Source organism: Streptomyces sp. NPDC001941, from assembly GCF_040296945.1.
Classification (GTDB): domain Bacteria; phylum Actinomycetota; class Actinomycetes; order Streptomycetales; family Streptomycetaceae; genus Streptomyces.
The window spans coordinates 15,249-38,036 of record NZ_JBEOYE010000066.1 but is presented as its reverse complement, the minus strand read 5'-3'; the positions used below and the strand labels follow the sequence as shown (position 1 = coordinate 38,036).

General features: G+C 73.8%; 21 protein-coding genes. 12 read left to right on the top strand and 9 right to left on the bottom strand.

Annotated features, from left to right (window positions below):
• Window positions 1–447: 447 nt before the first annotated feature.
• The 4 genes from ABT160_RS33240 (at window position 448) to ABT160_RS33225 (ending at window position 5,332) form a co-directional block, all read left to right on the top strand.
• Window positions 448–2,139 carry an ABC transporter ATP-binding protein gene (locus ABT160_RS33240; protein ID WP_351651667.1) on the top strand — a complete coding sequence of 564 codons (1,692 nt, stop codon included), beginning with the start codon at window positions 448–450 and terminating at the stop codon, window positions 2,137–2,139.
• Window positions 2,136–3,974 (top strand): ABC transporter ATP-binding protein, encoded by a 1,839-nt coding sequence (locus ABT160_RS33235; protein WP_351651666.1) that lies wholly within the window; start codon window positions 2,136–2,138, stop codon window positions 3,972–3,974. Before ABT160_RS33240 ends, ABT160_RS33235 begins: the two co-directional genes overlap by 4 nt.
• Before the next feature lie 272 nt (window positions 3,975–4,246).
• Window positions 4,247–4,654, top strand: coding sequence for a hypothetical protein (locus ABT160_RS33230; protein ID WP_351651665.1), 408 nt, complete (start codon window positions 4,247–4,249; stop codon window positions 4,652–4,654).
• Between the two features lie 102 nt (window positions 4,655–4,756).
• The gene (locus tag ABT160_RS33225) at window positions 4,757–5,332 is read left to right on the top strand and encodes a helix-turn-helix domain-containing protein (RefSeq protein ID WP_351651664.1); all 576 of its coding nucleotides are present in this window, start codon (window positions 4,757–4,759) and stop codon (window positions 5,330–5,332) included.
• 56 nt (window positions 5,333–5,388) lie between these two features.
• Here the strand turns inward: ABT160_RS33225 and ABT160_RS33220 are convergent, their stop codons facing one another.
• From ABT160_RS33220 to ABT160_RS33210, 3 genes are read right to left on the bottom strand one after another with little or no spacing between them, the layout of a single operon-like run.
• On the bottom strand, window positions 5,389–5,712 hold the full coding sequence (locus tag ABT160_RS33220; protein WP_351651663.1) for a hypothetical protein: 324 nt from the start codon (window positions 5,710–5,712) through the stop codon (window positions 5,389–5,391).
• Complete coding sequence (locus tag ABT160_RS33215) at window positions 5,709–6,329, bottom strand: Asp23/Gls24 family envelope stress response protein (protein ID WP_351651662.1); 621 nt, start codon at window positions 6,327–6,329, stop codon at window positions 5,709–5,711. The genes ABT160_RS33220 and ABT160_RS33215 overlap by 4 nt, the downstream gene beginning before the upstream one ends.
• Complete coding sequence (locus tag ABT160_RS33210) at window positions 6,326–6,907, bottom strand: RNA polymerase sigma factor (RefSeq protein WP_502984346.1); 582 nt, start codon at window positions 6,905–6,907, stop codon at window positions 6,326–6,328. Before ABT160_RS33210 ends, ABT160_RS33215 begins: the two co-directional genes overlap by 4 nt.
• Before the next feature lie 296 nt (window positions 6,908–7,203).
• Here ABT160_RS33210 and ABT160_RS33205 point away from each other — a divergent pair, with 296 nt between their 5' ends.
• From ABT160_RS33205 to ABT160_RS33185, 5 genes are all read left to right on the top strand, one after another.
• Window positions 7,204–7,710 (top strand): Asp23/Gls24 family envelope stress response protein, encoded by a 507-nt coding sequence (locus ABT160_RS33205; RefSeq protein WP_351651660.1) that lies wholly within the window; start codon window positions 7,204–7,206, stop codon window positions 7,708–7,710.
• Between the two features lie 83 nt (window positions 7,711–7,793).
• Complete coding sequence (locus ABT160_RS33200) at window positions 7,794–7,979, top strand: hypothetical protein (protein WP_351651659.1); 186 nt, start codon at window positions 7,794–7,796, stop codon at window positions 7,977–7,979.
• Entirely contained in the window at window positions 7,976–9,067 is a 1,092-nt protein-coding gene (locus ABT160_RS33195; RefSeq protein WP_351651658.1) for a DUF6286 domain-containing protein, read from the top strand. Before ABT160_RS33200 ends, ABT160_RS33195 begins: the two co-directional genes overlap by 4 nt.
• Entirely contained in the window at window positions 9,067–9,648 is a 582-nt protein-coding gene (locus tag ABT160_RS33190; RefSeq protein WP_351651657.1) for an Asp23/Gls24 family envelope stress response protein, read from the top strand. Before ABT160_RS33195 ends, ABT160_RS33190 begins: the two co-directional genes overlap by 1 nt.
• On the top strand, window positions 9,638–10,564 hold the full coding sequence (locus ABT160_RS33185) for a YihY/virulence factor BrkB family protein (protein WP_502984345.1): 927 nt from the start codon (window positions 9,638–9,640) through the stop codon (window positions 10,562–10,564). The genes ABT160_RS33190 and ABT160_RS33185 overlap by 11 nt, the downstream gene beginning before the upstream one ends.
• A 58-nt stretch (window positions 10,565–10,622) precedes the next feature.
• Here ABT160_RS33185 and ABT160_RS33180 read toward each other — a convergent pair whose 3' ends face one another.
• Window positions 10,623–11,402: an SDR family NAD(P)-dependent oxidoreductase gene (locus ABT160_RS33180; RefSeq protein WP_351651656.1), complete on the bottom strand. Its 780-nt coding sequence runs from the start codon at window positions 11,400–11,402 to the stop codon at window positions 10,623–10,625.
• Between the two features lie 166 nt (window positions 11,403–11,568).
• On the opposite strand from ABT160_RS33180, the gene ABT160_RS33175 reads away from it, so the two are divergent.
• Entirely contained in the window at window positions 11,569–12,399 is an 831-nt protein-coding gene (locus tag ABT160_RS33175) for a helix-turn-helix transcriptional regulator (protein ID WP_351651655.1), read from the top strand.
• A gap of 89 nt (window positions 12,400–12,488) precedes the next feature.
• On the opposite strand, the gene ABT160_RS33170 is transcribed toward ABT160_RS33175, so the two are convergent.
• Both ABT160_RS33170 and ABT160_RS33165 read right to left on the bottom strand, forming a co-directional pair.
• On the bottom strand, window positions 12,489–12,800 hold the full coding sequence (locus ABT160_RS33170) for a hypothetical protein (protein WP_351651654.1): 312 nt from the start codon (window positions 12,798–12,800) through the stop codon (window positions 12,489–12,491).
• Window positions 12,801–13,090: 290 nt separating this feature from the next.
• The gene (locus ABT160_RS33165) at window positions 13,091–13,465 is read right to left on the bottom strand and encodes a Rossmann-fold NAD(P)-binding domain-containing protein (RefSeq protein WP_351651653.1); all 375 of its coding nucleotides are present in this window, start codon (window positions 13,463–13,465) and stop codon (window positions 13,091–13,093) included.
• A gap of 293 nt (window positions 13,466–13,758) precedes the next feature.
• Between ABT160_RS33165 and ABT160_RS33160 the strand changes: the two genes are divergently transcribed.
• Window positions 13,759–14,211, top strand: a complete 453-nt coding sequence (locus ABT160_RS33160; RefSeq protein WP_351651652.1) for a LysR substrate-binding domain-containing protein — start codon at window positions 13,759–13,761, stop codon at window positions 14,209–14,211.
• Between the two features lie 259 nt (window positions 14,212–14,470).
• Entirely contained in the window at window positions 14,471–15,844 is a 1,374-nt protein-coding gene (locus ABT160_RS33155; RefSeq protein ID WP_351651651.1) for an alkaline phosphatase, read from the top strand.
• A 107-nt stretch (window positions 15,845–15,951) separates the two neighbouring features.
• On the opposite strand, the gene ABT160_RS33150 is transcribed toward ABT160_RS33155, so the two are convergent.
• From ABT160_RS33150 to ABT160_RS33140, 3 genes are all read right to left on the bottom strand, one after another.
• Window positions 15,952–19,311, bottom strand: a complete 3,360-nt coding sequence (locus tag ABT160_RS33150) for a S8 family peptidase (RefSeq protein WP_351651650.1) — start codon at window positions 19,309–19,311, stop codon at window positions 15,952–15,954.
• A gap of 213 nt (window positions 19,312–19,524) precedes the next feature.
• Window positions 19,525–21,819, bottom strand: coding sequence for an ADP-ribosyltransferase domain-containing protein (locus ABT160_RS33145; protein ID WP_351651649.1), 2,295 nt, complete (start codon window positions 21,817–21,819; stop codon window positions 19,525–19,527).
• A 224-nt stretch (window positions 21,820–22,043) separates the two neighbouring features.
• A complete protein-coding gene (locus tag ABT160_RS33140; RefSeq protein WP_351651648.1) occupies window positions 22,044–22,604 on the bottom strand; it encodes a hypothetical protein in 561 nt (186 codons plus the stop codon).
• Window positions 22,605–22,788 lie beyond the last annotated feature (184 nt).

The following is a 22,788-nucleotide window of genomic DNA, read 5'->3' as shown; positions in this document are numbered from 1 at the left end:
TCCACTCGGTCTGCGACTCGGGTTGGCGGGGCGCCACGCGGGGAGTCCGTACCGGCAGGTTCCCGGGCCGTGAACCCGGGGAACTCCCCTTTGCGTTGTGGCGAGTCTACGGGCGGCGTCATAAATCAAGACATTTAACCGAGCACGCCACACCCAGATCTTTACGTGCGCAAACCGTTACTCTCGGTCACTGGATCCGGCACCGTCGCGCACGTCGCGCGACCTTGCCCTCGGGTGGACAAAACCGCAGATCAAGTAGCAACTGCCGCACAGTTCGACCACTCCCACCGCCGCATCGACGGAGCGTGGCACGGTCACGTCGGGTAGCCCTTGAACGACCGCGACCGCGTGAGGTTAAGGTAAGCCTTACCTTTTCATGATCAGGGGTGCGGCCTTGGGGACACGTGCCGGCCCCGGTGACACGGCGTGGGACGAGGAGCGGTTGGGGTGGGCGCAGACACGTCCGGGCGGGACGTCATACGCCGCGCTGTCAGGGGACAGCGCGGGGACGTGGTGGCCGGCTCCTTGCTGGGCTCGGCGCACCAGCTGTGCGAGGCACTCGTACCGGTGCTGATCGGTGTGGTCGTGGACCGCGCGGTCGCCCGCCCCGACGCGGGCGCGCTCGGCGCCTGGCTCGTGGTGCTCGCCCTGGTCTACGCCGTGCTCTCGTACGGCTTCCGGTTCGGGGCCAAGGCCGGTGAGCGCGCCGCCGAACAGGCCGGGCACGAGCTGCGCATGGATCTCGTACGCCGCATCCTGGCGCCGCGCGGCGGGGCCGAGGCGGGGCGTCCTCCGGGTGCGCTGGTGAACGTCGCGACCGAGGACGCGCGCCGGGTCGGGGCCTTCAACATGGCGCTGACGATGGGCGTCGCCGCGGTCGTCGGCGCCGTGGCGGGCGCGGTGCTGCTGCTCCGCGCCTCCGTACCGCTGGGCCTGCTCGTCCTCTTGGGCGCTCCCGCCCTGATGGCGCTCGGGCACTTCCTCGCGCGTCCCCTGGAGGCGCGCAGCGAGGCCGAGCAGGAGCGGGCCGCGGACGCGTCCGGCGTCGCGGCCGACCTGGTCGCCGGGGTGCGGGTGCTGAAGGGGCTGCGGGCCGAGGCCGCGGCGGTCGCGCGCTACCGGGGCACCAGCCAGGGCGCGCGGGCGGCCAGTGTGCGCGCGGCGCGCGCGGCGGCGCTGCAGACGGGCCTGATGCTGACGCTGACGGGCCTGTTCATCGCCCTGGTGGCGCTGGTCGGCGCGCGCCTGGTGCTCAGTGACTCGATCGGCCTGGGCGCGCTGGTCTCGGCGGTCGGCCTCGCGCTCTTCCTGCCGGGGCCGGTGGCGACGCTGGCCTGGGTGGGCGCGGAGCTCGCCAAGGCGCGGGCCTCCGCCACCCGGATCGCGCAGGTGCTCTCCTCCCCCGGCGAGGTAGCGGGGGGCACAGCCGAGCCCGCGCTGCCGACCGTCGGCGAGGTGCGGCTGCGCGCTCTGGCGCACGACGGCCTGCGGGACCTCGACCTAACCGTGCGAGCGGGCGAACACCTGGGCGTGGTGGTCACCGACCCCGCGCACGCGGCGGCGCTGCTGCACTGCCTGGCCAGGCGCCGCGACCCCGACGCGGGCGTCGTCGAGCTGGACGGCGTACCGCTCGCGGAGCTGGCGCCCGAGGCGCTGCGCGCGGCGGTCCTGGTGGCCGACCACGACGCGCAGCTCTTCGACGGCACCCTCCTGGAGAACGTCACGGCCGCCGCCCCCGAGGGCACCGACCCGCGGGCCGCGATGGAGGCGGCCGCGGTGGACGAGGTCGCCTCCGCCGTCGACGGCGGGGTGGACGGCCGGATCGGCGAGCGCGGCAGCGCCCTGTCGGGCGGGCAGCGCCAGCGGGTCGCGCTGGCCCGCGCGCTCGCCGCCGGGCGCGGCGTGCTGGTGGTCCACGACCCGACCACGGCCGTGGACGCGGCGACCGAGGCGCGGATCGCCGCCGGTGTGCGCCGTCACCGCGAGGGCCGTACGACGGTGCTGGTGACCAGCAGTCCGGCGCTCCTGGCCGCCACCGACCGGGTGGTGCTGATCGACGGCGGCGCGCTGGCCGCCGAGGGCGCGCACGACGAGCTCGTGCGCGACCATCCCGTCTACCGTTCGGTGGTGCTCACATGACCGCGTTCCCCGAGGGCGCCCAGGCCACCGCGGCCGCGCCGGAGTCCGGCCGCGAGCTGCTGCCGGTGGCCACCCCGGCCCGCACCTGGGCCGCGCTGCGCGTGCTGGTGCGGCCCGACCGGTGGCGCGCGGTGCTCGGCCTGGGGGTGCTGGTCGCCGCGACCGCGGTGGGCCTGCTGGTGCAGCCGCTGCTCGGCCGGGTGGTCGACATCGTCGCCGACGGCCGAGGCGCCTCCGAACTTACGCTTCCCATCGTGCTGTTGGCGGTCGTCGCGGTGGCGCAGGGCGTCACCACGACGGTCGGTCTGGCGCAGGTGGCCCAGCTGGGCGAGCGGGTGCTGGCCCGGCTGCGCGAGGAGTTCGTCGAGCGGGCGCTGGCGCTGCCCGCCGACCGCCTCGAGCGCGCCGGGGCCGGCGACCTGACGGCCCGGGTCACCGGTGACGTGGCGCGGGTGGCGGAGGCGGTGCGTTCGGCGCTGCCCGAGATGGCCCGTTCCACCCTGGCGATCGTGCTGACGCTGGGCGCGCTGGCGGTGCTCGACTGGCGGTTCCTGCTGGCGGCGCTCCTCGCGGTGCCGGTGCAACTGCTGACCGCGCGGTGGTACGTACGCCGCGCGCTCACCCTGTACGCGGAGCAGCGCGTCGCCAACGGGGCGCAGCAGCAACAGCTCCTGGAGACCGTCGGCGGGGCGGCGACCGTGCGCGGGCACCTGCTCGGCGCGGAGCACACCGAGCGCAGCGCCGTGCGCTCGCGCGACGCGGTGGCCCTGACCATGCGCGGGGTCGACCTGGTGCTCGGCTTCTACCAGCGGCTGCACATCGCGGAGTACCTGGGCCTGGCGGCCGTACTGTTCGCCGGGTACTGGCTGGTGCGCGAGGACGCCGTGTCGGTGGGTACGGCCACGGCGGCAGCGCTGTACTTCCACAGCCTGTTCGGGCCGGTCAACGCCGCGCTGGTGCTGCTCGACGACGCCCAGTCGGCGGCGGCGGGCCTCGCTCGCCTGGTGGGCGTGACCGATCTGCGCGAGGAGGCGCCCCTGCCGCGTACGACGGGTGGGGTGGGTACGGCGGGTGGGACAGGTGCGGACGACGCGTCCGCCGCCGTCCGTGCGCCGGGCAAGCCGGCCGTCACCGTGCACGCGGTCGGCCACTCCTACGGCCCCGGCCGCCCGGTCCTGCACGAGGTGTCGCTCACCCTCGAACAGGGCGAGCACGTGGCCCTGGTGGGCACCAGCGGCGCCGGCAAGTCGACGCTCGCCCGGATCGTGGCGGGCGTCCAGCGGCCCACCGAGGGCGAGGTGCGCCTGGCGCCCGCCGCGACCGGGACGGAGGTCGCGCTGGTCACGCAGGAGGTCCACGTGTTCAGCGGGACCCTCGCCGAGGACCTGCGGCTGGCCCGCCCGGGGGCCGCCGACGACGAGTTGCGCGCGGCGCTCGCCACGGTGCACGCACTGGAGTGGGCGCAGGCGCTGCCCGAGGGTCTGGACACCGTGGTCGGCGAGGGCGGTCACCGGCTCGACCCGGCGCGCGCCCAGCAACTCGCCCTGGCCCGGCTCGTGCTTGCCGACCCGGCCGTCGCCGTGCTCGACGAGGCGACCGCCGAGGCGGGCAGCGCCGGGGCCCGGGTCCTCGAACGCTCCGCCGAGGCCGCCCTGTCCGGACGGACCGCGCTGGTGGTGGCCCACCGGCTGACGCAGGCGGTCGCCGCGGACCGGATCGTCGTGCTGGAGGCCGGGCGGGTCGTCGAGGTGGGCACCCACGAGCGGCTGCGCGCGGCCGACGGCCCCTACGCCACGCTCTGGCGGGCCTGGTCCGGCAGCCGCACCGCCCACTGACCGCCCGCCACCGCCCCCGCGTGCGGCCCGGATCCGGGAGGACGCCACCGGTGCTCCGCCTCCGCCGGCGGCCTTCGACGGGCCGCTGGGGCGGAGGGCGGACGGGGGTCTCACGGAGGCGCGGTGGCAGCGCACTGTGGGGCTCGTCATGGACGGATCCGTACGGGGCGAGTAGATAGGGACGACGCGCGGGAGCCCCGGGGGCACCCCACGGCGGTGGCGTTCGGCACCGTCGCCTGGCGGGGCGCGGCGGGACGAGACAGGAGTGGAACATGCTGGTCTGGCGCCGTATCGCGACCGGTGTGAGGCCCGTGCCCTCACCGGCCGCCGCGCCCCTGACGTGGACCGCCGCCGCGGTCGGCGCCGCCGCCTTCATGGGGCTGCTCTACGCCCTGGACGCCGGGGACGAAACGGGGTTCGCGCTCGCCGTGCTGTCACTGCTCGCGGCGCTCCTCGGGCTGCGCGGCCGGTTCACCGCCGCCCCGGGTACGGCGCTGCTGTGCTGGATGTTCCTGAACGTCTTCGGCACCGCCCCCACCGGCGAACTGTCCTGGGCCGGCCACCGGGACCCCGAGTGGATGGCGTGCCTGCTGGGCGCCGCGCTGCTGGGTACCGTGACCGGCCGCATCGCGCACGCCCGGGCCGCCTATCGGAGGGTGACCCCGTACGACGGGCGTTGACCGGGTTCCTCCGTACGGGTGCCGGGTCCGCGTTGCTGCGCCGCACGGGTGATATCCACGGGAACAGCGTGCCATTCGGACCTCCGGATTGTCCGACTTGTCATGAGTACACATGAAGCCGTACGGCACGTCGTCCCCCCGCGCCACTCCGTCGCCCTGCCCCCGCCGCGCCGCCGTCAGCAGGTGCGCGAGGCCTGGGGCCTGAGCCGTCAGCAGGTCGCCGAGGCCTTCGGCGTCACGACGGCGACCGTCCGGTCCTGGGAGACCGGCCAGAGCGAGCCGCGCGGTGCTCGCCGTGCGGCGTACGGCCGGTTCCTGGCGGGTCTGGGGCAGGGGCCGGGGCTCGGGCGGGACTTCGGGCGGGGCTCCGCGCCGGGGCAGCGGCAGGAGCCGGGAGGGGCGACGGGCCTGTGGTCGGGCGCGCGGCGGGAGCCGGACGCCGGACCGGGGGCACCGGCCCGTCCCGTACCGGCGCAGCAGGTACGGCTCCGGGTGCCCCGGGCCCTGGTGACCGGGCGGCGCCCGCGGGTACCTGTGGTGGCCGTGGGCGGGGGCGTCGACCCGGTGTCGCCCGCGCGGCACAGACGGCTGAGGCGCTGCGCCGCGGCGACCGGGGTGTGGACGGCGCTGCTGTACCTGTGGCTGACGGCGCCGGTGTCGGCCGCCGCGGTCTGGTGAGCCGCTGGTGACGGCCGGGCACCCGGACGGGCCTTCCCGCCGGGTGCCCCGCGCGGTCACACCATGCCGGTCACCGTCACCGTGACCCGTACGTCCCGCTCCGGGTAGGCGAGCGCCAGGTGGGGTCCGAGCGCGGTGCGGATGGCCCGGGTGACGTCCAGGGTGCGGGTGTTCGCGCGGGTGACGACGCGGACGTCGACCGTCGCCGGGCCCGTGCCGTCGGCGGCGCTGATCCGCACCGCGGCGGACGAGGCGCCCGGGGCCCGGGAGCGGTCGAACGCCGACAGGAGCCGGTCGGTGATGCCGGGGGTGAGGAAGGCGACGCCGGGCACCTCCTGCACGGCCGTGGCCAGGGTGTCGCTGAGCGGGTGCGCGGTCATCGGCCGGTGCCCTCCTGGCGGTCGTCCGCCGCGTCGGTGAAGTCGGTGACGTGCACGTCGACGCCGACGACGTCCAGGCCGATCCCGGCGTCGGCGGCCCGCCTGACCCGGGCGCGGATCCGGTCGGCGAGTTCGGGCAGGTGGGCGGTGGTGAGCGGGACGTGGACGCCGAGGGTCACGGTGACCCGGCTGGTGTCCGCCCCGGGCACGGGTTCGATCCGGCAGGAGCCGGCCCGTACGCCCGGGACCTCCTCGGCGGCGGCGCGCAGCGCGCGGGCGGCCACCGACTCCATGACCCAGCTGTCCTCCTCGGGTCCGCCCAGCGGCAGCGGGCGGCCGGGGCGCAGTTCCAGGCGTACGACGTCCATGACGCGCTCCGTCAGCGAGGCGGCGTCGTACCCGTCCTCGTCCTCGGTGGCCTCGCGCAGCCGCCCCACGGCCGTTTCCAGGCGCTCCAGTTCGGCGACGGCCTCCCGGCAGTGCGGGCAGGTGTCGCGGTGCGGGTCGGTGACGCCGTCCTCCCAGTCCGCCCAGACGTCGGAGAGCAGCCGTCCGCAGGGGAGCTGTTCGTCGTCGGGCGGCGGGGGTGCGTCGGGCGGGTGGATGCGTGTGGTCATCGCCAGGCCCCCAAGGAGTCGGTCAGTTGGCGTCGGGCGCGGAAGACGCGGGCGCGGACGGCCTGCTGGGTGATGCCGACCGCGTCCGCGATGAAGTCGTAGGACTGGCCGTCCAGCTCTCTGAGCACCCAGCAGGTGCGTTGTTCCGCGGAGAGCTCCGCCAGTGCTCCGTACAGCGCGTCCACGGCGGCGCGCCCCTCGGTGATGCGGTCGGGTGCCACGGTGTGCTCGGGCGCGGCGAGAAGTTCCGCGTCCTCCAGCTCGGCGCGGGGCCTGCGGGCCCGCAGGACGTTGAGGCAGCGGTTGGTGACGATGCGGTAGAGCCAGGTGCCGAAGGCGGAGTCGCCGCGGAACTCGGGGAGCCTGCGCCAGGCGCTGATGAGCGCGTCCTGCACGGCGTCCTCCGCCTCCGTACGGTCGCCGAGCAGCCGTACGGCCAACCGCACCAGGACCGGGGCGTGCTGACGGACGAGTACGGCGAAGGCCTCCTCGTCGCCCTCGACCGCCCGCACGGTCAACAGCGCGTCATCGGATACCACCTGATCGGGTGGCCTGGTCGGTGTGAGATCCCCCGCCACGGGGCGACTCCTCTCGTTTCGGTGCTACTGGTGGGACACGTCGGCCCGGCGTGTGTGACGGGTGTTCCGGTCCCTCATTGTGATTCCTCCGCGGCGCGGCGCACCGCGGGGTTCACCCGGCCGGGTCCCGGGCCACCGACAGTGTGCGGAATCAGGGCCTCCGGCCGGGTGTCCGGACGTGGGTGCCGGAAGTTTTTCCGGGCAGACGCGTCACAGCCGGCACTCGCCGGTGTCCCTTGAGTGACAGCACATCGCGGCGCCGCACCGTGCGGCGCCCGGCGAGAGGACGTACAGCCATGACCATCCAGCAGTCGGCTCCGCAGGCCCAGGGCATCTCCCTGCCGCGTACGGACAAGCCGGCTTCGGGCACGACCGACGTCGCCCTGGGTGTCGCCGGTGTGAACGAGCCCGCCGGGACCCGGGGGAAGACCTCGATCGCCGACGTGGTCGTCGTGAAGGTGGCGGGCATCGCGGCGCGTGAGATCCCCGGGGTGCACGACATGGGCGGCGGCCTGTCCCGGACCATCGGCGTGGTGCGCGACCGCGTCCCCGGCGGACGCCCCAACGTCAGCCGCGGCGTGAAGGTCGAGGTGGGCGAGCGGCAGACCGCGATCGACCTGGACCTGGTCGTGGAGTACGGCGTGTCCATCGCGGACGTCGCCACCGACGTGCGGGAGAACGTGATCGGCGCGGTGGAGCGCATCACCGGCCTCGATGTGGTGGAGGTCAACATCACCATCAACGACGTCCACCTGCCCGACGACGGCGACGACGAGTCCCCGGCCGAGTCCCGCGTCGAGTGACCCGCGGGCGGACCGGCGTTGGACGACAGGTGCGCGGCGCGGCGCTCCGGTGAACCCGGAGCGGCCGGCGGGAGGCGGGAGAGATGAGCAGAGCGGTTGTCGGGATGTTCGTGGGAATGGCGCTGGCGTTCGCCGGCTACTTCGGGGGGTTCTTGGCCTTCCTGCTCGTCGCCGCGCTCGGCGGCGCCGGGTACGCCGTGGGTACGTGGCTTGACGGCGGCGGGCAGCCGCGCGACCTGCGTGACCTGTTCGAACGGGGCCGTCGATGACGACCCCGGCGCGGCGCTCCCCCGCCACCGGGGAGCCGCACGCGGCGGTCCGTGCCGCGCGGGAGCCCGCACGGACCGCCGCCGCCCTGCGCGGCACGACGACCGTGTCGGAGAAGGCCGTGCGCAAGATCGCCCAGCGGGCGGCGGGCGAGGTGCTGCCCGCCTCGGCCGCCGGTGACGTGCGGGGTTCGGCGACCGTGCGCGGACGGCGGGCGGCCGTGGCCCTGCGGGTGACGCTGCCCTACCCGGCTCCGCTCTCGGAGACGGCGCGCGACGTGCAGGCGTACGTGGCCGAGCGCACCGGGCAGCTGACCGGACTGGACGTCGCCCGGCCCCGGCTGACCACGACCCGGCTCGCCGCTTCGGCGGCCCGGGACGTGGAGCCGGTGGCGGCCGACGGGCCCGGGGCGCGTGCCCCGCGCCGCTGGTGGTCGGCCCGGCGCGGCCCCACGGCGGTAGTGCTGCTCCTTGCGGCCGCGGCCTGCGGCGCGGTGACCGCCGATGTCGTACGGGTGCACGCCACCGGCGCCCCGGCCGCCCTGTGGCGGACCCGGGCGGTGGACTGGCTGGCCGGGCACGGTCCCGGCCAGCTGCCACTGCGCGTGGCCGGTCTGGTGGCGGTGGTGCTGGGCGCCTGGCTGCTGGTGCTCGCGCTCACCCCGGGGCGCCGGGGGCTGCTGGTCCTGGCGGCGCCCGGGGGTCCCGTCACCGCCGTGGTGGACCGCCAGGCGGTGGCGTCGCTGGTGCGCGACGCGGTCGGTGACGTCGACGGGGTCGCGGCGGTACGGGTGCGGGTCGGCCGCAGGCGGGTGCGCGTCCGTGCGGTGCTGGCCTTCGGCGAGGTCGGGGCGGCGCGCGCGCAGGCCCTGGAGGCCACCGGGCTCGCCCTGCGGGGGTGCCTGCTGCGACGGCCGCTCCGCCCGAAGGTGTCGGTGGTGCCGGACGCCGCGTGGCAGGCGCCCGAGGAGACCGCGTCCACCGGGGGCGCCTCCGCGTACGACCCGTCCGCGTCCACTGACGGCACGCCCGCGTACGGCACGCCCCCGCACGGCACTCCGCCCGTTCCGCTCAGGAAAGACGGCCCCTGATGCCCCAGCCGCGTACCACCGCCAACCGAGGCGCACTCGCCGCCGTCGGTCTCGCCCTGCTCGCCGGTGGCGCCTGGCTGGCCACGGCCGGGACCTCCGTCGTCGGCCGGCTGCCCTCGTGGTGGCCCGTCCCCTCCCCCGACAGCGCGCTGTGGGACCGTGACGCGCTGGCCGACCTGCGGGCCCACGACTGGTGGACGCCCGCGGTCATCGCGGGCGGCGCGGTCCTGACCCTGCTGCTCGTGTGGTGGTTCGCCGGACAGCTCGTCGTCCGGGGCCGCTCCCGGCTGCCGCTCGCCGCGCCCGGCGGATCCCTGCGCACGCACGCGCTGTCGGCGGCCCTGTCCGAGCGCGCCGCTACCATCGACGGCATCGCCCATTGCCGCGCCGACCTGCACGCACGTCGACAGCACCTGCGGCTGTCCCTGTACGTGCGGCTGGACCCGGACACCCCACCGGAGACCGTCATCGAACCCCTCACGGCCCTCGTCGCCGAGGCCGAACGCGCCACCGTCCCCTACACGCTCGACGCGCGGCTGCGGTTCGGCCACCGCGCACACCGGAAGCCGCATGTCCGCTGACGCACAGCCCGCCGCCCACGACCACGCGACCGATTCCCCCCGCTCCTCCGCCCGGTCCGGCCGGCGCTGGTGGCCCGCCCTGCGCCGTACGCCGGTGACCATGTGGAACGACGACGTCGCCGACTACGCGGCGGCGCTCACGTACTACTCGATCCTCGCGGTGCTCCCGGCGATGCTGGTCACCGTGCTGTCCTTCGGGCTGATCAGCCCGGACACGGCGGAGAAGTTCATCGCTCACGTCACGCACTACGCGCCCGGCCAGTCGGGCGCCTCCCTGCACGAGGTGCTCGCCGGGATGCTGACCGAGCAGAAGGCGGCCTGGACGCTGCTCGCCGCGGGCGGCGCCAGCGCGCTGTGGTCGTCCTGCAGCTACCTGGCGGTCTTCCGACGGGCGCTGCACAGCATGCACCGCATCCCGGACCGGCGCTCGCCGTGGCGCAAGGCGCACCGCATCGTCGCCACCGCCCTGGTGCTGCTCTCGCTGCTGCTGGTCAGCGCGCTGGTGCTGATGCTGACGGGTCCGATCGCGGAGGCGATCGGGGAGTTCCTGCACATGGACGGAACGGTTCCGCTGATCTGGGGCGCGGTGCGCTGGCCGCTGCTGCTCGTGCTGGTGGCGGTGCTCGTGGTCATCGTGTTCCACACGGGGCCGCCCCCGGCCCGCCGGCGCCGCTACAGCTTGCCGGGCGGGGCGCTGGCCGCCGCCCTGTGGCTGATCGTCTCCGCGGGCTTCGCCGTGTACACCTCGGTGCTCGGTACGTACAGCCGTCTGTACGGGTCGCTCGCGGGCATCGTCGTCTTCCTGATCTGGCTGTGGCTGTCGAACCTGGCGCTGCTCGCGGGCGCGCAGTTCGCGGCGGAACTGCGCGGCGCGGACAGGGAGGCCGCGGCGGCCGGGGCGCGGACGGAGACGTAGCGGACGAGGACGTGGTCCGGGGACGCGGCCCGGAGCCGTCGTCGCAAGCCGGGCCGGGTCAGCTCGTGCGGTAGCGGGAGGCCAGCGCCGGGCTCTGGCCTCCGAAGGCGGCGAGGTCGGCGGAGAACACGGTCCGCAGGAGGTCGTAGTCCTCGACGCCGGGGGCGCTGACCGTCTCGCCCAGCTCGATGCCGCGCAGCGCCCCGGTCACCACGTCCTCCGGGCTCATCCGGGGCACCGCGCTCAGGTCGAGGCCCTGGGCCGAGTGGAACTCGGTGGCCACCACGCCCGGGCAGACCACGTGCACGCCGACGCCCGTGCCGTCCAGCTCGGCGGCGAGGGTCTGGCTCATGGCGACGAGGTGCGCGAGGGTGCCGGTGTAGATCGCGCGGCGCGGCATCACGGAGGGGTCGGCAGGGCCGCTGAAGGCGATCATCCCGGCGACGTTGATGACGGTGCCCAGGCCGCGCTCCAGCATCCCGCCGACGACGGCGTGGGTGAGCAGGGTGGGCGCGAGGACCTTGACGCTGACCAGCTCGCGGGCCTTGTCGGCCGGCAGGTCGGCGAGCGGCATGTAGTGGGCGACGCCCGCGTTGTTCACCAGGACGTCCAGCGGTTCCCGGGCGCAGAGCGCGGCGACGGCGTCCACGCCCTCACTGGTGGCCAGGTCCGCCGTGACCACGCGGACCGCGACCTCGGGGTGGGCGGCGGCGAACTCCTCCAGCCGCTCGGTGCGCCGTCCGACGACGATCAGGTCGTGTCCTTCGGCGGCGAACCGCTCGGCGAAGGCCTTGCCGATGCCCGAGGTGGCGCCGGTGACGAGGGCGAGCTTGCTCATGGGGTGGTCCCTCCGTGGTGCGGGTGGTGCGAGTAGTGCGCGTGGTGCGACCGCGTGGCGGTCCTGGTTCCAGCGTGCGCGTCGCGGGCGGCCGCAGACAGTAGCCCCGCCGTCCTGGGACCGGCAGTACCAGGAAAACCCGCCGTGCGGCGCCCACAATGGACGCATGCCTCGAACGGAACTCGGTGACGCGCTGCGCGTCTGGCGCGACCGCCTCGCCCCCGGCACGGTCGGCCTGCCCTCCGGCGGACGGCGGCGCGCGCGGGGGCTGCGCCGCGAGGAGCTGTCCCAGCTCGCGGGCATCTCGGCGGACTACCTCGTCAGGCTGGAGCAGGGGCGCGCCGCCAACCCCTCGTCCCAGGTCGTCGAGGCGCTGGCCCGCGCGCTGCGCCTGGACCGGGCGGAGCGGGAGCACCTGTTCCACCTGGCGGGCCTGGCGGTGCCCGGGCCCGGGGTCGTTCCCCGGCACATCACGCCCGGGGTGCACCGCGTCCTGGACCGGCTGGACGGCGCGGCGGTCGCCGTGTACGACGCGGCCTGGACCCAGTTGCTCGCCAACCCGCTACACGCGGCGCTGATCGGTGAGTGGGAGGGCGACGAACTCAACGGCGTCTGGAGGGCGTTCATGAGTACGCGGACGCGGGTGCGGCACACTCCGGAGTCCAACGGCGCGCTGCAGGAACTCCTGGTGGCCGACCTGCGGCGCACGGCGGCCCGCTATCCCGACGACCCGGCGCTGCGGAGCCTGCTGGCCCGCTTGCGGGCGGGCAGCACCCGCTTCGCCGAGCTGTGGTCCAGGGGCGCGACCGCCGAGCACCGGGCCGCGCGCAAGACGATCGACCACCCCCTGGTGGGGGCGCTCACGCTGGACTGCGACGTGCTCCAGGTCGCGGGCGACGACCTGCGCATCATGGTCTACACCGCGGAACCTGGGTCACCGGACGCGGAGCGGCTGGCACTGCTGTCCGTGGTGGGGACCCAGTCACTGGTGGAGTGACGCGGACGGCCCTGCGTACGCGCGATCACCTTCGTGCGCAGGCTCCTCGTCGCACGCGGACTGCCCTGCGTACGCGGGCAGTTCGGGCGTCAGGGCCAGTACGCGCTGCGCAGGATGGCGATCGCGGTGAGCGTCTCGGTGGCGCGTGCCAGCAGGCGGCCGCGCGAATTGTGCACGTCCCAGCCGGAGTTGTCGGCGGAGCGGCTCGCCGTCCCGATGGCCTGGTGGCGGAACGGGTCGGTGATGTCGCGGAAGCAGACACCGGTAGGGGTGGGGTCGATGCGGTAGACGCGGCCCATGCAACGCACGGGCGTCGCCTGCGAGTAGCGCTCGCGGGTGGTCGGGTCCAGCCGGTCGTTCCCGGCTCTGTCGTGGTGACTGGGGGCTGAGCAGCGTTCCATGACGTGGTGGTTCCTCGTGTGCGGAGCAGGAGGCGCGACGACGGCCTCCGAAAATGATCGTAGGGGAGCTCGCTTCGGGGCTGCGCGCCGAGCAGGGGCATGAGCGGTGGCCTTTACCGGATCTTGGACACCGCAAAACCTTCGCCTGAGTGATCACCCCAGGTGGGAGCACCTGTCGACCGGTTGGACGTTACTCGCACAGATGGCGGAAGCCCGGGCGCGGGGGCCGTCGGTCAAGGAATCGGCACGGCCGGCGGAGGAAGGTGACCCCGCCCCCGCGCGCCCCGCGGCTACCAGGCCACGACCCGGCCCAGGTGGTCCACGAAGTGGAGCCCCCGCTCGCCCCGGTGGCCCTCGATGGTCGCGGTGACTCCGGGAATGCTCTCCTCGACGCTCAACTCGGTCTCGGGTCCGCCCAGTTCGGTGCGGACCCAGCCGGGGTCCATCAGGAGCAGCGTGTACGCGTCGTCGGCGTGGCGGGCGGCGAAGCTGCGCATCAGCTGGTTGAGGGCGGACTTGCTCGCCCGGTACAGGTCCTGGCCGCCCCGGGCGTTCAGGCCGACGCTCCCCTGTTCGGAGCCGCGCGCCAGGTAGTCGGCGGCGAGGGCGAGGCCCAGGGTGCGGGAGGCGCCGACGATCAGTGCGGTCCTGCGGGTGTCGGTCATGGGGTCTCCTCAAACGGGTGTGCGCGGGTGCAGCGCCGTCGGGTGGCGTGCCGCGGCCGTGACGTGGGGGCGGGTGCGCCGGGGCTGTGATGTTCACGACAGGGGGCGCGGAGAGGCGGGTTCCGGACAGGCTCGGACCAAGCGCTCGCTCACCCGGAAGCCCGGCGGCGATCACGGGTCGAGTCTCCGAGGCGCCCGTCCCGGCGTCCAATACCCTTGCGTCCCCATTGATGCCACCAGGGCATCGGTGCGACGCGGCACTGATGCCGTACGGGCATGGGTAGCTTCGGGGCATGGACCTCGACCTGCGCGAGGGCCGGGCCCACGTGGCCTACCTGCGGCGGCCGTTCGACGACGCGGGTCTGCACGCGGTGCCGGTGGGCCACGAGGCCAAGCTGGTCTGCCTGCCCCTGACGCACCGCCTGGCGGGCCGGCCGGAGGTCACACGGGCCGACCTGGAGGGTGAGCCGCTGCTCGACGGGCGTACCCGTCCGGTGTCCTCGCTGGACGAGAAGTTCGAGCTCATAGCCTCGGGCCAGGCCGTCGCGCTCGTCCCGGTCAGCGTCGCGGACTCGCACCCGCGCGGCGACCTGATGTACCGGCCCGTCACCGACGCCCCGCCGGTGGAGCTCTGCCTGGCCGTCGCGGAGGACGAACACGACCCCCTCGTACGGGACTTCCTGGAGGTCGCCGTGGACACCCTGCGGAGCCGTGCGGAGTCCGCCCCACTCCTCTCCCATCCGTAATCCACGCCGCTCCCGCCCCACCCGTGACAGCCGAAAGTCGACTGCTGCGGCCCGGCGGCGAGGTGCAGAATCACCCCGGTCGTTCCCCGTCCGCCCCGTCACGCCCTTTGACTCGCACCACCCGTTTCGCACCTTCTCCCGTCGCCGGTGCTTCACCGGGGACGCCCCCTCGCGTCGCCGTCGGTTCACACGGGCTTGTTGGAGTTCCGACAAGGCCCGCTGACCACCGCAGGCCCCCTGATCTGTTGAGGAGCTCCGCATGTCCACACTTCGTCCGTCCCGCCGTCAGGTGGTGGCCGCCACCGCCGTCGCCGCGGCCACCGCCGCCGTCGCGTTCTCCGCGTCGGCCGGCGCCTTCGGGCCCAAGGAGCAGGCGCAGCACGCCATCAAGGGCGGCAAGGCGAAGAACGTCATCCTGCTCATCGGCGACGGCATGGGCGACTCCGAGATCACCCTCGCCCGGGACTACACGGTGGGCGCCAACGGCCGTCTCAACATGGACAAGTTCCCGCTCACCGGCGCGTACACGACGTACGCGGTGCACGCGGACGGCACGCCGGACTACGTCACCGACTCGGCCGCCAGCGGCTCCGGCTGGGCGACCGGCGTGAAGACGGTCAACGGCCGCATCTCGAAGACCCCCGGCACCGACAAGGCCGTGCCGACCATCCTGGAGCTGGCGCAGAAGGGCGGGTACGCGACCGGCAGCGTCACGACCGCCGAGCTCACCGACGCCACCCCGGCCGTGCTCGCCTCGCACGTGACGGACCGCTCCTGCCAGGGCCCCGCCGACATGGCCAAGTGCGCGTCGGACACCATCGCCAAGGGCGGCCCCGGCTCGATCGCCGAGCAGAGCGTCAACCACAAGGTGGACGTCCTGTTCGGCGGTGGCAAGCAGCGCTTCGACCAGAAGGTGACCGACGGGAAGTTCAAGGGCCTCTCCGTCACCGAGCAGGCGCGGAAGCTGGGCTACCAGGTCGTCACCGACAACGCCTCGATGGCCGCGTTCAAGGGCGGCGCGCCGGTCCTCGGCCTCTTCGCCACCGGCAACGTACCGACCGAGTGGACCGGCAAGACTGCCGCCGTCGGCGGCACCGCGCCGCAGCGCTGCGTCACCTCCAACCCCGCCCGCCCCGCCTCGACGCCGAACCTGGCCGACCAGACCACCAAGGCCATCCAGCTCCTGGAGGCCAAGCAGAAGGCCCGGCACGGGGGCCGGGACAAGGGCTTCTTCCTCCAGGTGGAGGGCGCGTCGATCGACAAGCAGGACCACGCCGCCGACCCGTGCGGCCAGATCGGCGAGACCGCCGCGTTCGACCGCGCGGTGGCCGTGGCGCGCGCCTACGCGGCGAAGCACCCCGACACCCTGGTGGTCACCACCGCCGACCACGGGCACACCAGCCAGATCGTGCCCCTGGAGGCCAACCCTCCCGGCCTGTCCTCCGTCCTGGTCACCGACGAGGGCCAGCAACTGAAGGTCAACTACTCGACCAACACGCCGGGCCAGTCCCAGGAGCACACCGGCACCGAGGTCCGCATCGCGGCCCAGGGCCCGCAGGCCTTCCGGGTGCTGGGCGTCACCAACCAGACGGACCTGTTCACCACGATCCGCGAGGCGCTGCGCGTGCGCTGAGCCGACGAGACGTGCCGGAAGGCGTCCTGGGACGCTTTCCGGCACGTCGTCATGCGGGTGGTGCCCCTGTCCGTGACCGTCGGGGTGGTATCACTCGCCGGTCGGGATCACTTGCCGAAGTAGGCGTCCCGGATGGTGACCTCCGACTTGTTGCCCTTCTTGTCCGTGACCTTGGCGCGCAGTGAGATGCCCTTGTCCTTGGCCGGGTTCTTCACGGAGATCTTCCCGCCCCGGACCTGGACGGCCTTCCAGGTCTTGCCGCTGTCGTAACTCACGTACACCGTCAGCGACTTGAGGTTCTTACCGGCCGCCGCGCCCTGCACCACGACGGGTACGGAGACCCGCTTGCCGGCCTCGGCGCGCGAGGTCAGGTCGACCGGGGCGGCGAAACGGACCGTGGAGACGGGCAGCGCCGTGGGGGCCGCCACCTGCTTCGAGCGGAACGTGAAGCTGACGTCGACGCGCGAGGAGACCGAGGCGGCCTTGAGCGAACGCTCGATGGTGCTGGTCAGCCGGTACTCGGCGGCCTCACCGGTCACCGGGAACGTCTCCTGTCCGGAGAGCGGGTCCGTGTTCTCGCCGACCTTGACGCCGTTGCGGTAGAGCGTGGACTTCGCGGCCGTGTACGCGGCGAAGCCGGGGTGGCCCGCGCCGTCGGCGAGCAGCGAGAGGCTGCCGTAGATCCGCTGGTCACCGGTGACCGGGTCGGGCGCGGTGCGGAAGACTCCCTCGTTGCGGCCCACGACCGGTCCGAAGACGGCGGTGTTGAACGTGTCGTGGTAGGTGCGGCCCGCCCGGTAGTGCTTCTTCTGGCCCACGTAGTACGCGTCCGAGGTGGGCCAGCCGTCCGGGTCGGGCTCGCCGCGCTGCTCGAACGACACCTCCCACTGGATGCCGTCACCGGTGGAGAGGTGCACGGTGCGCACTCCGGGTGCGGCCTGTCCCGCCGTGAAGCCGACGGTCGAGACGGCGCCGGGCAGCCAGCCGAACGGGATGGACGAGGACTCCTTGCCGGGGACGGACGCCCCGAGTCCGGTCTTCAGCGTCGCCAGTTCACCGGCCTTGACGTGCTTGGTGTAGCCGGTGGCCAGCTTGCGGGTCTTCCCGCCGAACATCACCGAGTACTGGGTGGTGGCGTCCTTGAGGAAGTGCCCGTCCCAGGTCTGCTGCAGCGAGCCGTCGCTGACCGCCGGGCCCAGGTGGGCGCTGCGGAACCCGGTGTAGTTGTCGAGGAACCAGCCGAAGCCGGTGTAGTTGCCCTCCGCGTTGACGTCGTACCCGGGCCCGGCGAAGTCGGTGGTGCTCAGGCCGGGGACGGTGATGTCGACGGGCTTGGCGGTGCGGGCGTCGGAGGTGACCGTGGTGTCGCCGGTGACGGTCAGGTCGGGCCTGGCCAGCCAGGCGACGCCGCCGGTGGGGCTCGACGGGTCGAGGTAGGTGCTGCCGTTCAGTACGTAACGGCCCTTGGGCACGCGGATCTTCACCGGGCCGGACTGGCCGGAGAGGAAGGCCTGGTAGCCCCGGGCGTTCCCGGTGAGGCCCACCAGGAAGTCGAAGTAGGTCGTGGTGTCCTTGCCGTCGGCGCCGAGGTGGCGGACGGTGAGGTCGTACGACTCGACCTCGCGGACCACCGCGGCGGCGGTGCGCACCGACTGGCCGCCGCCGGTCGCGGTGACGTACGCCGAGTAGGAGCCGTCGGTGTCGCCGCCGAGGCGGGTGTCGGCCGTCAGGCCGACCTCCGCGCGGCCGCCCGCGGGCACGGTCACCTTGGTGGCGCCGAGGGTGAAGAAGCCGGCCGGGGCGGGCTTGCCCGTCGGGTCGAGCGCGGCCACCGACAGGTCGAGGGTGACGTCGGTGGTGCCGAGGTTGCGGTAGCCGACCTTCTTGGACACCGGCTGGTCGTCGGTGTGCGGCCACTGGGCGACGCCGAGGCTGACCGACACGGGGTCGGCGATGACGCTCTGGGCGATGGCCCGGTCGACCTGGATGCGGCCCGAGCCCTGCTGGAAGGCCGTGTAGCCGCCGTCCTTGGCCGATGCCGTCAGCGCGCCCTTGAGATCGGCGGACTTCCAGCCGAGGTGCTGCTGCTTGAGGATCGCGGCGGCCCCGGCCGCGTGCGGGGTGGCCATCGAGGTGCCCGAGATCGACAGGTAGCCGGGGGCCGGGTGCGGGACGCCGGGGTCGCTGTCGATCAGGGTGCCGGGCGCGGCGGCGGCCGTGATGTCGACGCCCGGCGCGGTGACGTCGGGCTTGATCGCGCCGTCGCCGACGCGCGGGCCCTTGCTGGAGAACGAGGCGAGCTTGTCGTCCTTGTCCACGGCCCCCACGGTCAGCGCGGCGTCCGCGCTGCCGGGCGAGCCGACGGTGGAGTCACCGAAGTCGCCCTCGTTGCCCGCCGCGATCGCGAACAGCAGGCCCTTCTCGGCGGAGAGCCGGTTGACCGTCTCCTCCATCGGGTCGACACCCGGGGTGTCGCCGCCGCCCAGGCTGAGGTTGACGACGTCCGCGCCCTCGGCCGCGGCCCACTCCATGCCCGCGATGATGCCGGACTCGTCGCCGTAGCCCTGGTCGTCGAGCACCTTGCCGCTGATCACCTTGGCGCCCGGGGCGACGCCCCGGTACTTCCCGCCCGACTTCGCCCCCGTACCGGCCGCGATGGACGCCACGTGGGTGCCGTGGCCGACGCGGTCGACCGCGTCGGCCGAGGTGGAGAAGTTCTTCTCCCCCACGACCTGGTCCTTGAGGTCGTCGTGGGTCTTGTCGACACCGGTGTCGAGGACGGCGATCTTCACGCCCTTGCCGTCGTAGCCGGCCTGCCACGCCTTGTCGGCGCCGATCTGCTTGACGCTCTTGTCCAGGCTGGCCCTGCGCACCCCGTCGAGCCACACCTTGCCGATCCCGGACGCGGTGGAGCGCACGCCGCGTCGCTGGTCGGTCAGCGCCTCCCACACCTTGGCCACGCCGTCCCGCGAGGCACGGACCGCGTCGGCGTTCAGCGCCGGGAACGTACGGCTCACCCGGGTGTCCCCGGCCGCCCGCACCCCGGCACGGGCCGCGGCCGCCCCGCCCTCGTACTCCACGATCAGCTTGAGACCGTCCCCGTGGCTCCTGCGCAGCTGCGCGTCCGAGAGCTCGGTGACGTCGAAGAGCCGCTGGTCGAGCCTGCCCCGGGCGACCAGGCCCTGGGCGTCGGCGGGCAGGACCAGCGTGTGGTCCTTGCCGCGCCGCACCTGTACGGGGATCCGCTCGCGGCCCTTGGCGGGCTCGAAGCCGACCACCTGGCCCCCGGCACCCACCACCACGCGGTCACCGGTGATGAGTGGTATTCGCTGGTTGCCCTCGGCGCGCGCGGCGCCGGGGCCGATGCTCCCGCCGCCCGTCCCGGTCGCCACCGCGGGGCCGGTCATGCCTGCGGTGAGGGCCAGTGACGTGGCCGCTGCGACGGTGAAGGCGGCTGCTCTGTGCACGTGTCTGCGCAAGTCTCCCCCTGGAGCCTGGTCGGTCAACCGATCCGTGCGGCGGTGGCGGCGCACAAGGCGCCGCCACCGGTCTGCGCAGTATGGGTCGCACGGAACAGGTGCTCAACCGCGATACACAGGAGGGGATTTGACGCTTCTGGTTTTCAGGACATTTTTGATTCTGTTGAGACAGAAGTGTCCATCTCGTGAACCCCCGTGAACTCAGGACACCTGACCCTGTCCTTCCAGTTCGCTGAGCCGTACGGTGCACAGGCCGCCCCGCTCGGCCTTCACCTCGGTGACCTTCAGCCGGGTGCCCGGCGTGAGCAAGTACTCCTCCTCGCCCGTGAACGCGGAGAACCTGCGGATGCCGACCGCGCGTGCCGGGGTGACCTCGAAGAGGGTGCGCTTGCCGCGGCTGCCGAGGAACGACCTGGCGACGCCCGGCTCCGACGTGCACGAGGACACGCCCCACCAGGTCACCGTCCGCCCCAGCGGGTACTGGGAGCGCAGGTCGAGGGCGACGCCGCGCCAGAGCGGCTCCTTGCGCACCGGCAGTGCGTCCACCGCCGAGAACAACAGCCTCAGGTACGGCAGGTAGGGCGCGACGAGGTCCCGGTCGGCGGACCTGAGCACCGCGTTGATCTCGCGGTAGAAGGCCGACTCGCAGGTGTAGAGGTACAGCGCCGACATCGCGTCGGCGCTCAGCCCGTCCGCGTACTCCTCCTGGCCGCTGAGCGCGCCCTGCGCTGCCGCCGCCTTCTTCTCGCCGAAGGCGCTCGACCGCTCGATGTGCCGGGAGAGGCCGGCCAGTACGTCCGACACCGGTGCGACGGCCTTGCGGAAGTCCATCAGCGGGGTGTCGAACACCCCGGTGACCGGCGGCAGGACGAGGCCCTCGTCCTTGACGCTGGAGAGGCGCTCCAGGTAGAGCTGGTGCAGTTCCATCGTGGAGGCGATGAACGCCCCCATCCGCTCGGCGACACCACCGCCCTGCCCGGTGCCCGCGCCGGACGCCTGCTTGTCCCAGCCCTTGCGCGGCAGCCAGTCGACCGGCTCGGCCCCGACCGCCGCCAGTGCGTCGTTGACCTGAGCGAAGTGGTCGCCCTCACAGAAGACGTCGCCCTGGGCCGCCGGGTTGGCGTGGTCCAGGTGGCGCACCTCGACGCCCGGGTACTTCTTCTCCAGCCGCTGCACGACCTTCTTCAGGCTGCGCGCGTGCGCTCCCCACCAGGCGAACACCACCCCCCGGTCCTGTGGCGCGGCGTCCTGCTTGGCCCGCAGGATCTCCTCGACGATCTGCTCGGCGACGGGACGCCAGAAGGCCGTGTGCTGGTCGGTGGCCGTCGAGCCGTCCGCACTGGCCGTGAGTGACGCGTTCAGCAGGAGGACGCCCTGGGTGAGCATCGCCTGGAACCACTCCGGCGGCTGGACCGTGTCCTCCTTGGCCAGCAGTGCGCGCACATCGGCGATCGGCGTCTTCTTGGCGATGCCGTGCTTCCACATCGCCGCCGCCTTGATGAGGCAGCGGATGCTGACCACCCGGCCGAACTGGCTGTCCTTCCAGTCGTTGAAGGTGTTGTCGAACATCGCGATGCCGGTGGCGCTCTCGGCCCGGGGGTACGGGTTCTGTCCGAAGACCACCACCTTCCACTGGTGCGGCGCGTGCGGTTTCAGCGCCTGGAAGGTGAGTTCGCGCACCGGGACGACCTCGGGGCCGCGCTGGGGGCCGATGAAGGCGGCCGCGCCCGGCCGGGCCTCGATCACCGGGCGCAGCAGCGGGAGCCACGGCTCCCCGCCCCCGGTGAACAACTCGGTGAGACCCAGCGGGTCGTCGGAGGCGGCCGGCGTGGCTGAGCCCTGGCAGACGCCCTGCACGGGTCCCGTGGCGGCGACGCCCGGCACGGTGATCCGTATCCGCTTGGCGGGGCCGGCCGCCTCGATGTCGTCGAGGTGGGCCAGAACCGCCGCGCGCAGGGCGTCGTAGTCGGGGAAGTCGTGGTCGTGGAAGAGGGTGTAGCCGGTCCACATCAGGTTCGCGCAGACGCTCGCGGGCACCTTGCCCGTGCGCGCGCCCAGTCCCACCAGCGCCACGGAGCGGATGCTGCCGGGCTTCTCGCGGTTCTGCAGGTGCACCGCCTGGAACGCGGCGGCACACGCCAGCGCCACGTTCATCGTCTCGCTGACGTCCTGCGACGACTGCCGCATGGTCGGCGTCGAGATGAGGTAGCGCGGTACGGACGCGCCGGACGGCACGCACACCGCGCTGCCCACCGGCAGGCTGCCGCCGAACCGCGTCCGGATCACGCGCTGGACGCGCGCCTGGATGCCCGCGCCGAGGCGGCGCTTGACCAGGGCGTCGACGCCGCCGTCCATCCGCCCCAGGGCGTTGGTCGGCGACACCCACGCGTCGACGTCCTCGTCCAGCAGCGATCCCCGTCGGATCTCGACCCCGGGCGTGTCCGCGAACGCGGACCTCCAGGCCGCGACCACCTCGTCGTTGACATCGACCAGCACCACCCTCAACGTCCCCGCGACACCCACGAGATACCCCCCTTTCGCACAGCTCCTCGAACACTTCAGAAGCTATCGCGCACCACTGACAACGCCGTGGGCCGCCGCTGGCCGTGGGCGTGCGTGGGTGGGGTCAGGTGGAGTGGCGAGAGGTGGTGCGGGGTGAGGTCACGCGGTGCGGGAGGAGGCGCGGGCTCCGGGCGCCGGTGGGATGGTCGCTCCCGCGGTCAGTCGCGACGCTTCGCGGTGCGGCGCGGGCGCCGCACGTTGGGGGCGCGGACGTCGTCCATGGATCCGGCGGTCGGCGAGGAGAAGCCGCCGGGCACGATCGGGCGGGCGGCGGCGGGCTCGGTCGACGGGGGCGCGGGGGTCTCCACGGTGCGGCGCGGACGTACGGCCCGGGCGACGACGGCGGCGTGCGGGATCAGCGGGGCGCAGGCCTCGCAGACCTCCTCGACGCTCCAGACCCGGCCGACGGAGGCGTCGTGACGGAGGATCAGCAGTACGGCCCCGGCGCAGTACGCGCGGGTCTCGGAGTGGGCGGCGCACTGTTCGGCGCGGCAGTGGCAGGAGGCGTGCGGGCGCACGGTCGCGGCGCGCGCGTGGGCCTGGGCGTGCCGGGCGGCGAAGGCCCGGAGTGCCGCGAGGTCCCTGGAACGCGCCGGCATCCGGCAGGCGCCCGTGCTGCAGCTCAGTGTGGCGGTGCGGTCGCTGTGTCCGGTGAGGCGGATGGTCCAGGCGCGCCCGGGGGTGCGCTCAGTGGTGGTTTCGCTGGAGACAGTCGTCACGGCCGTCCTCTTGGAGGGTGGTGAATGGGGATGCGGCTCCACTATGAGTTACCCATCCGCGGGCCCGGCAACAGATTTCTGGCAGCAACCCACGCATCGGCCGTATCGGACGCCCAGTCAGCCCCATCCGTCACACGGGGCGGCCGCGCGGCGGCGGTGTCCGCCGGAACATCCCGTTGCCTTT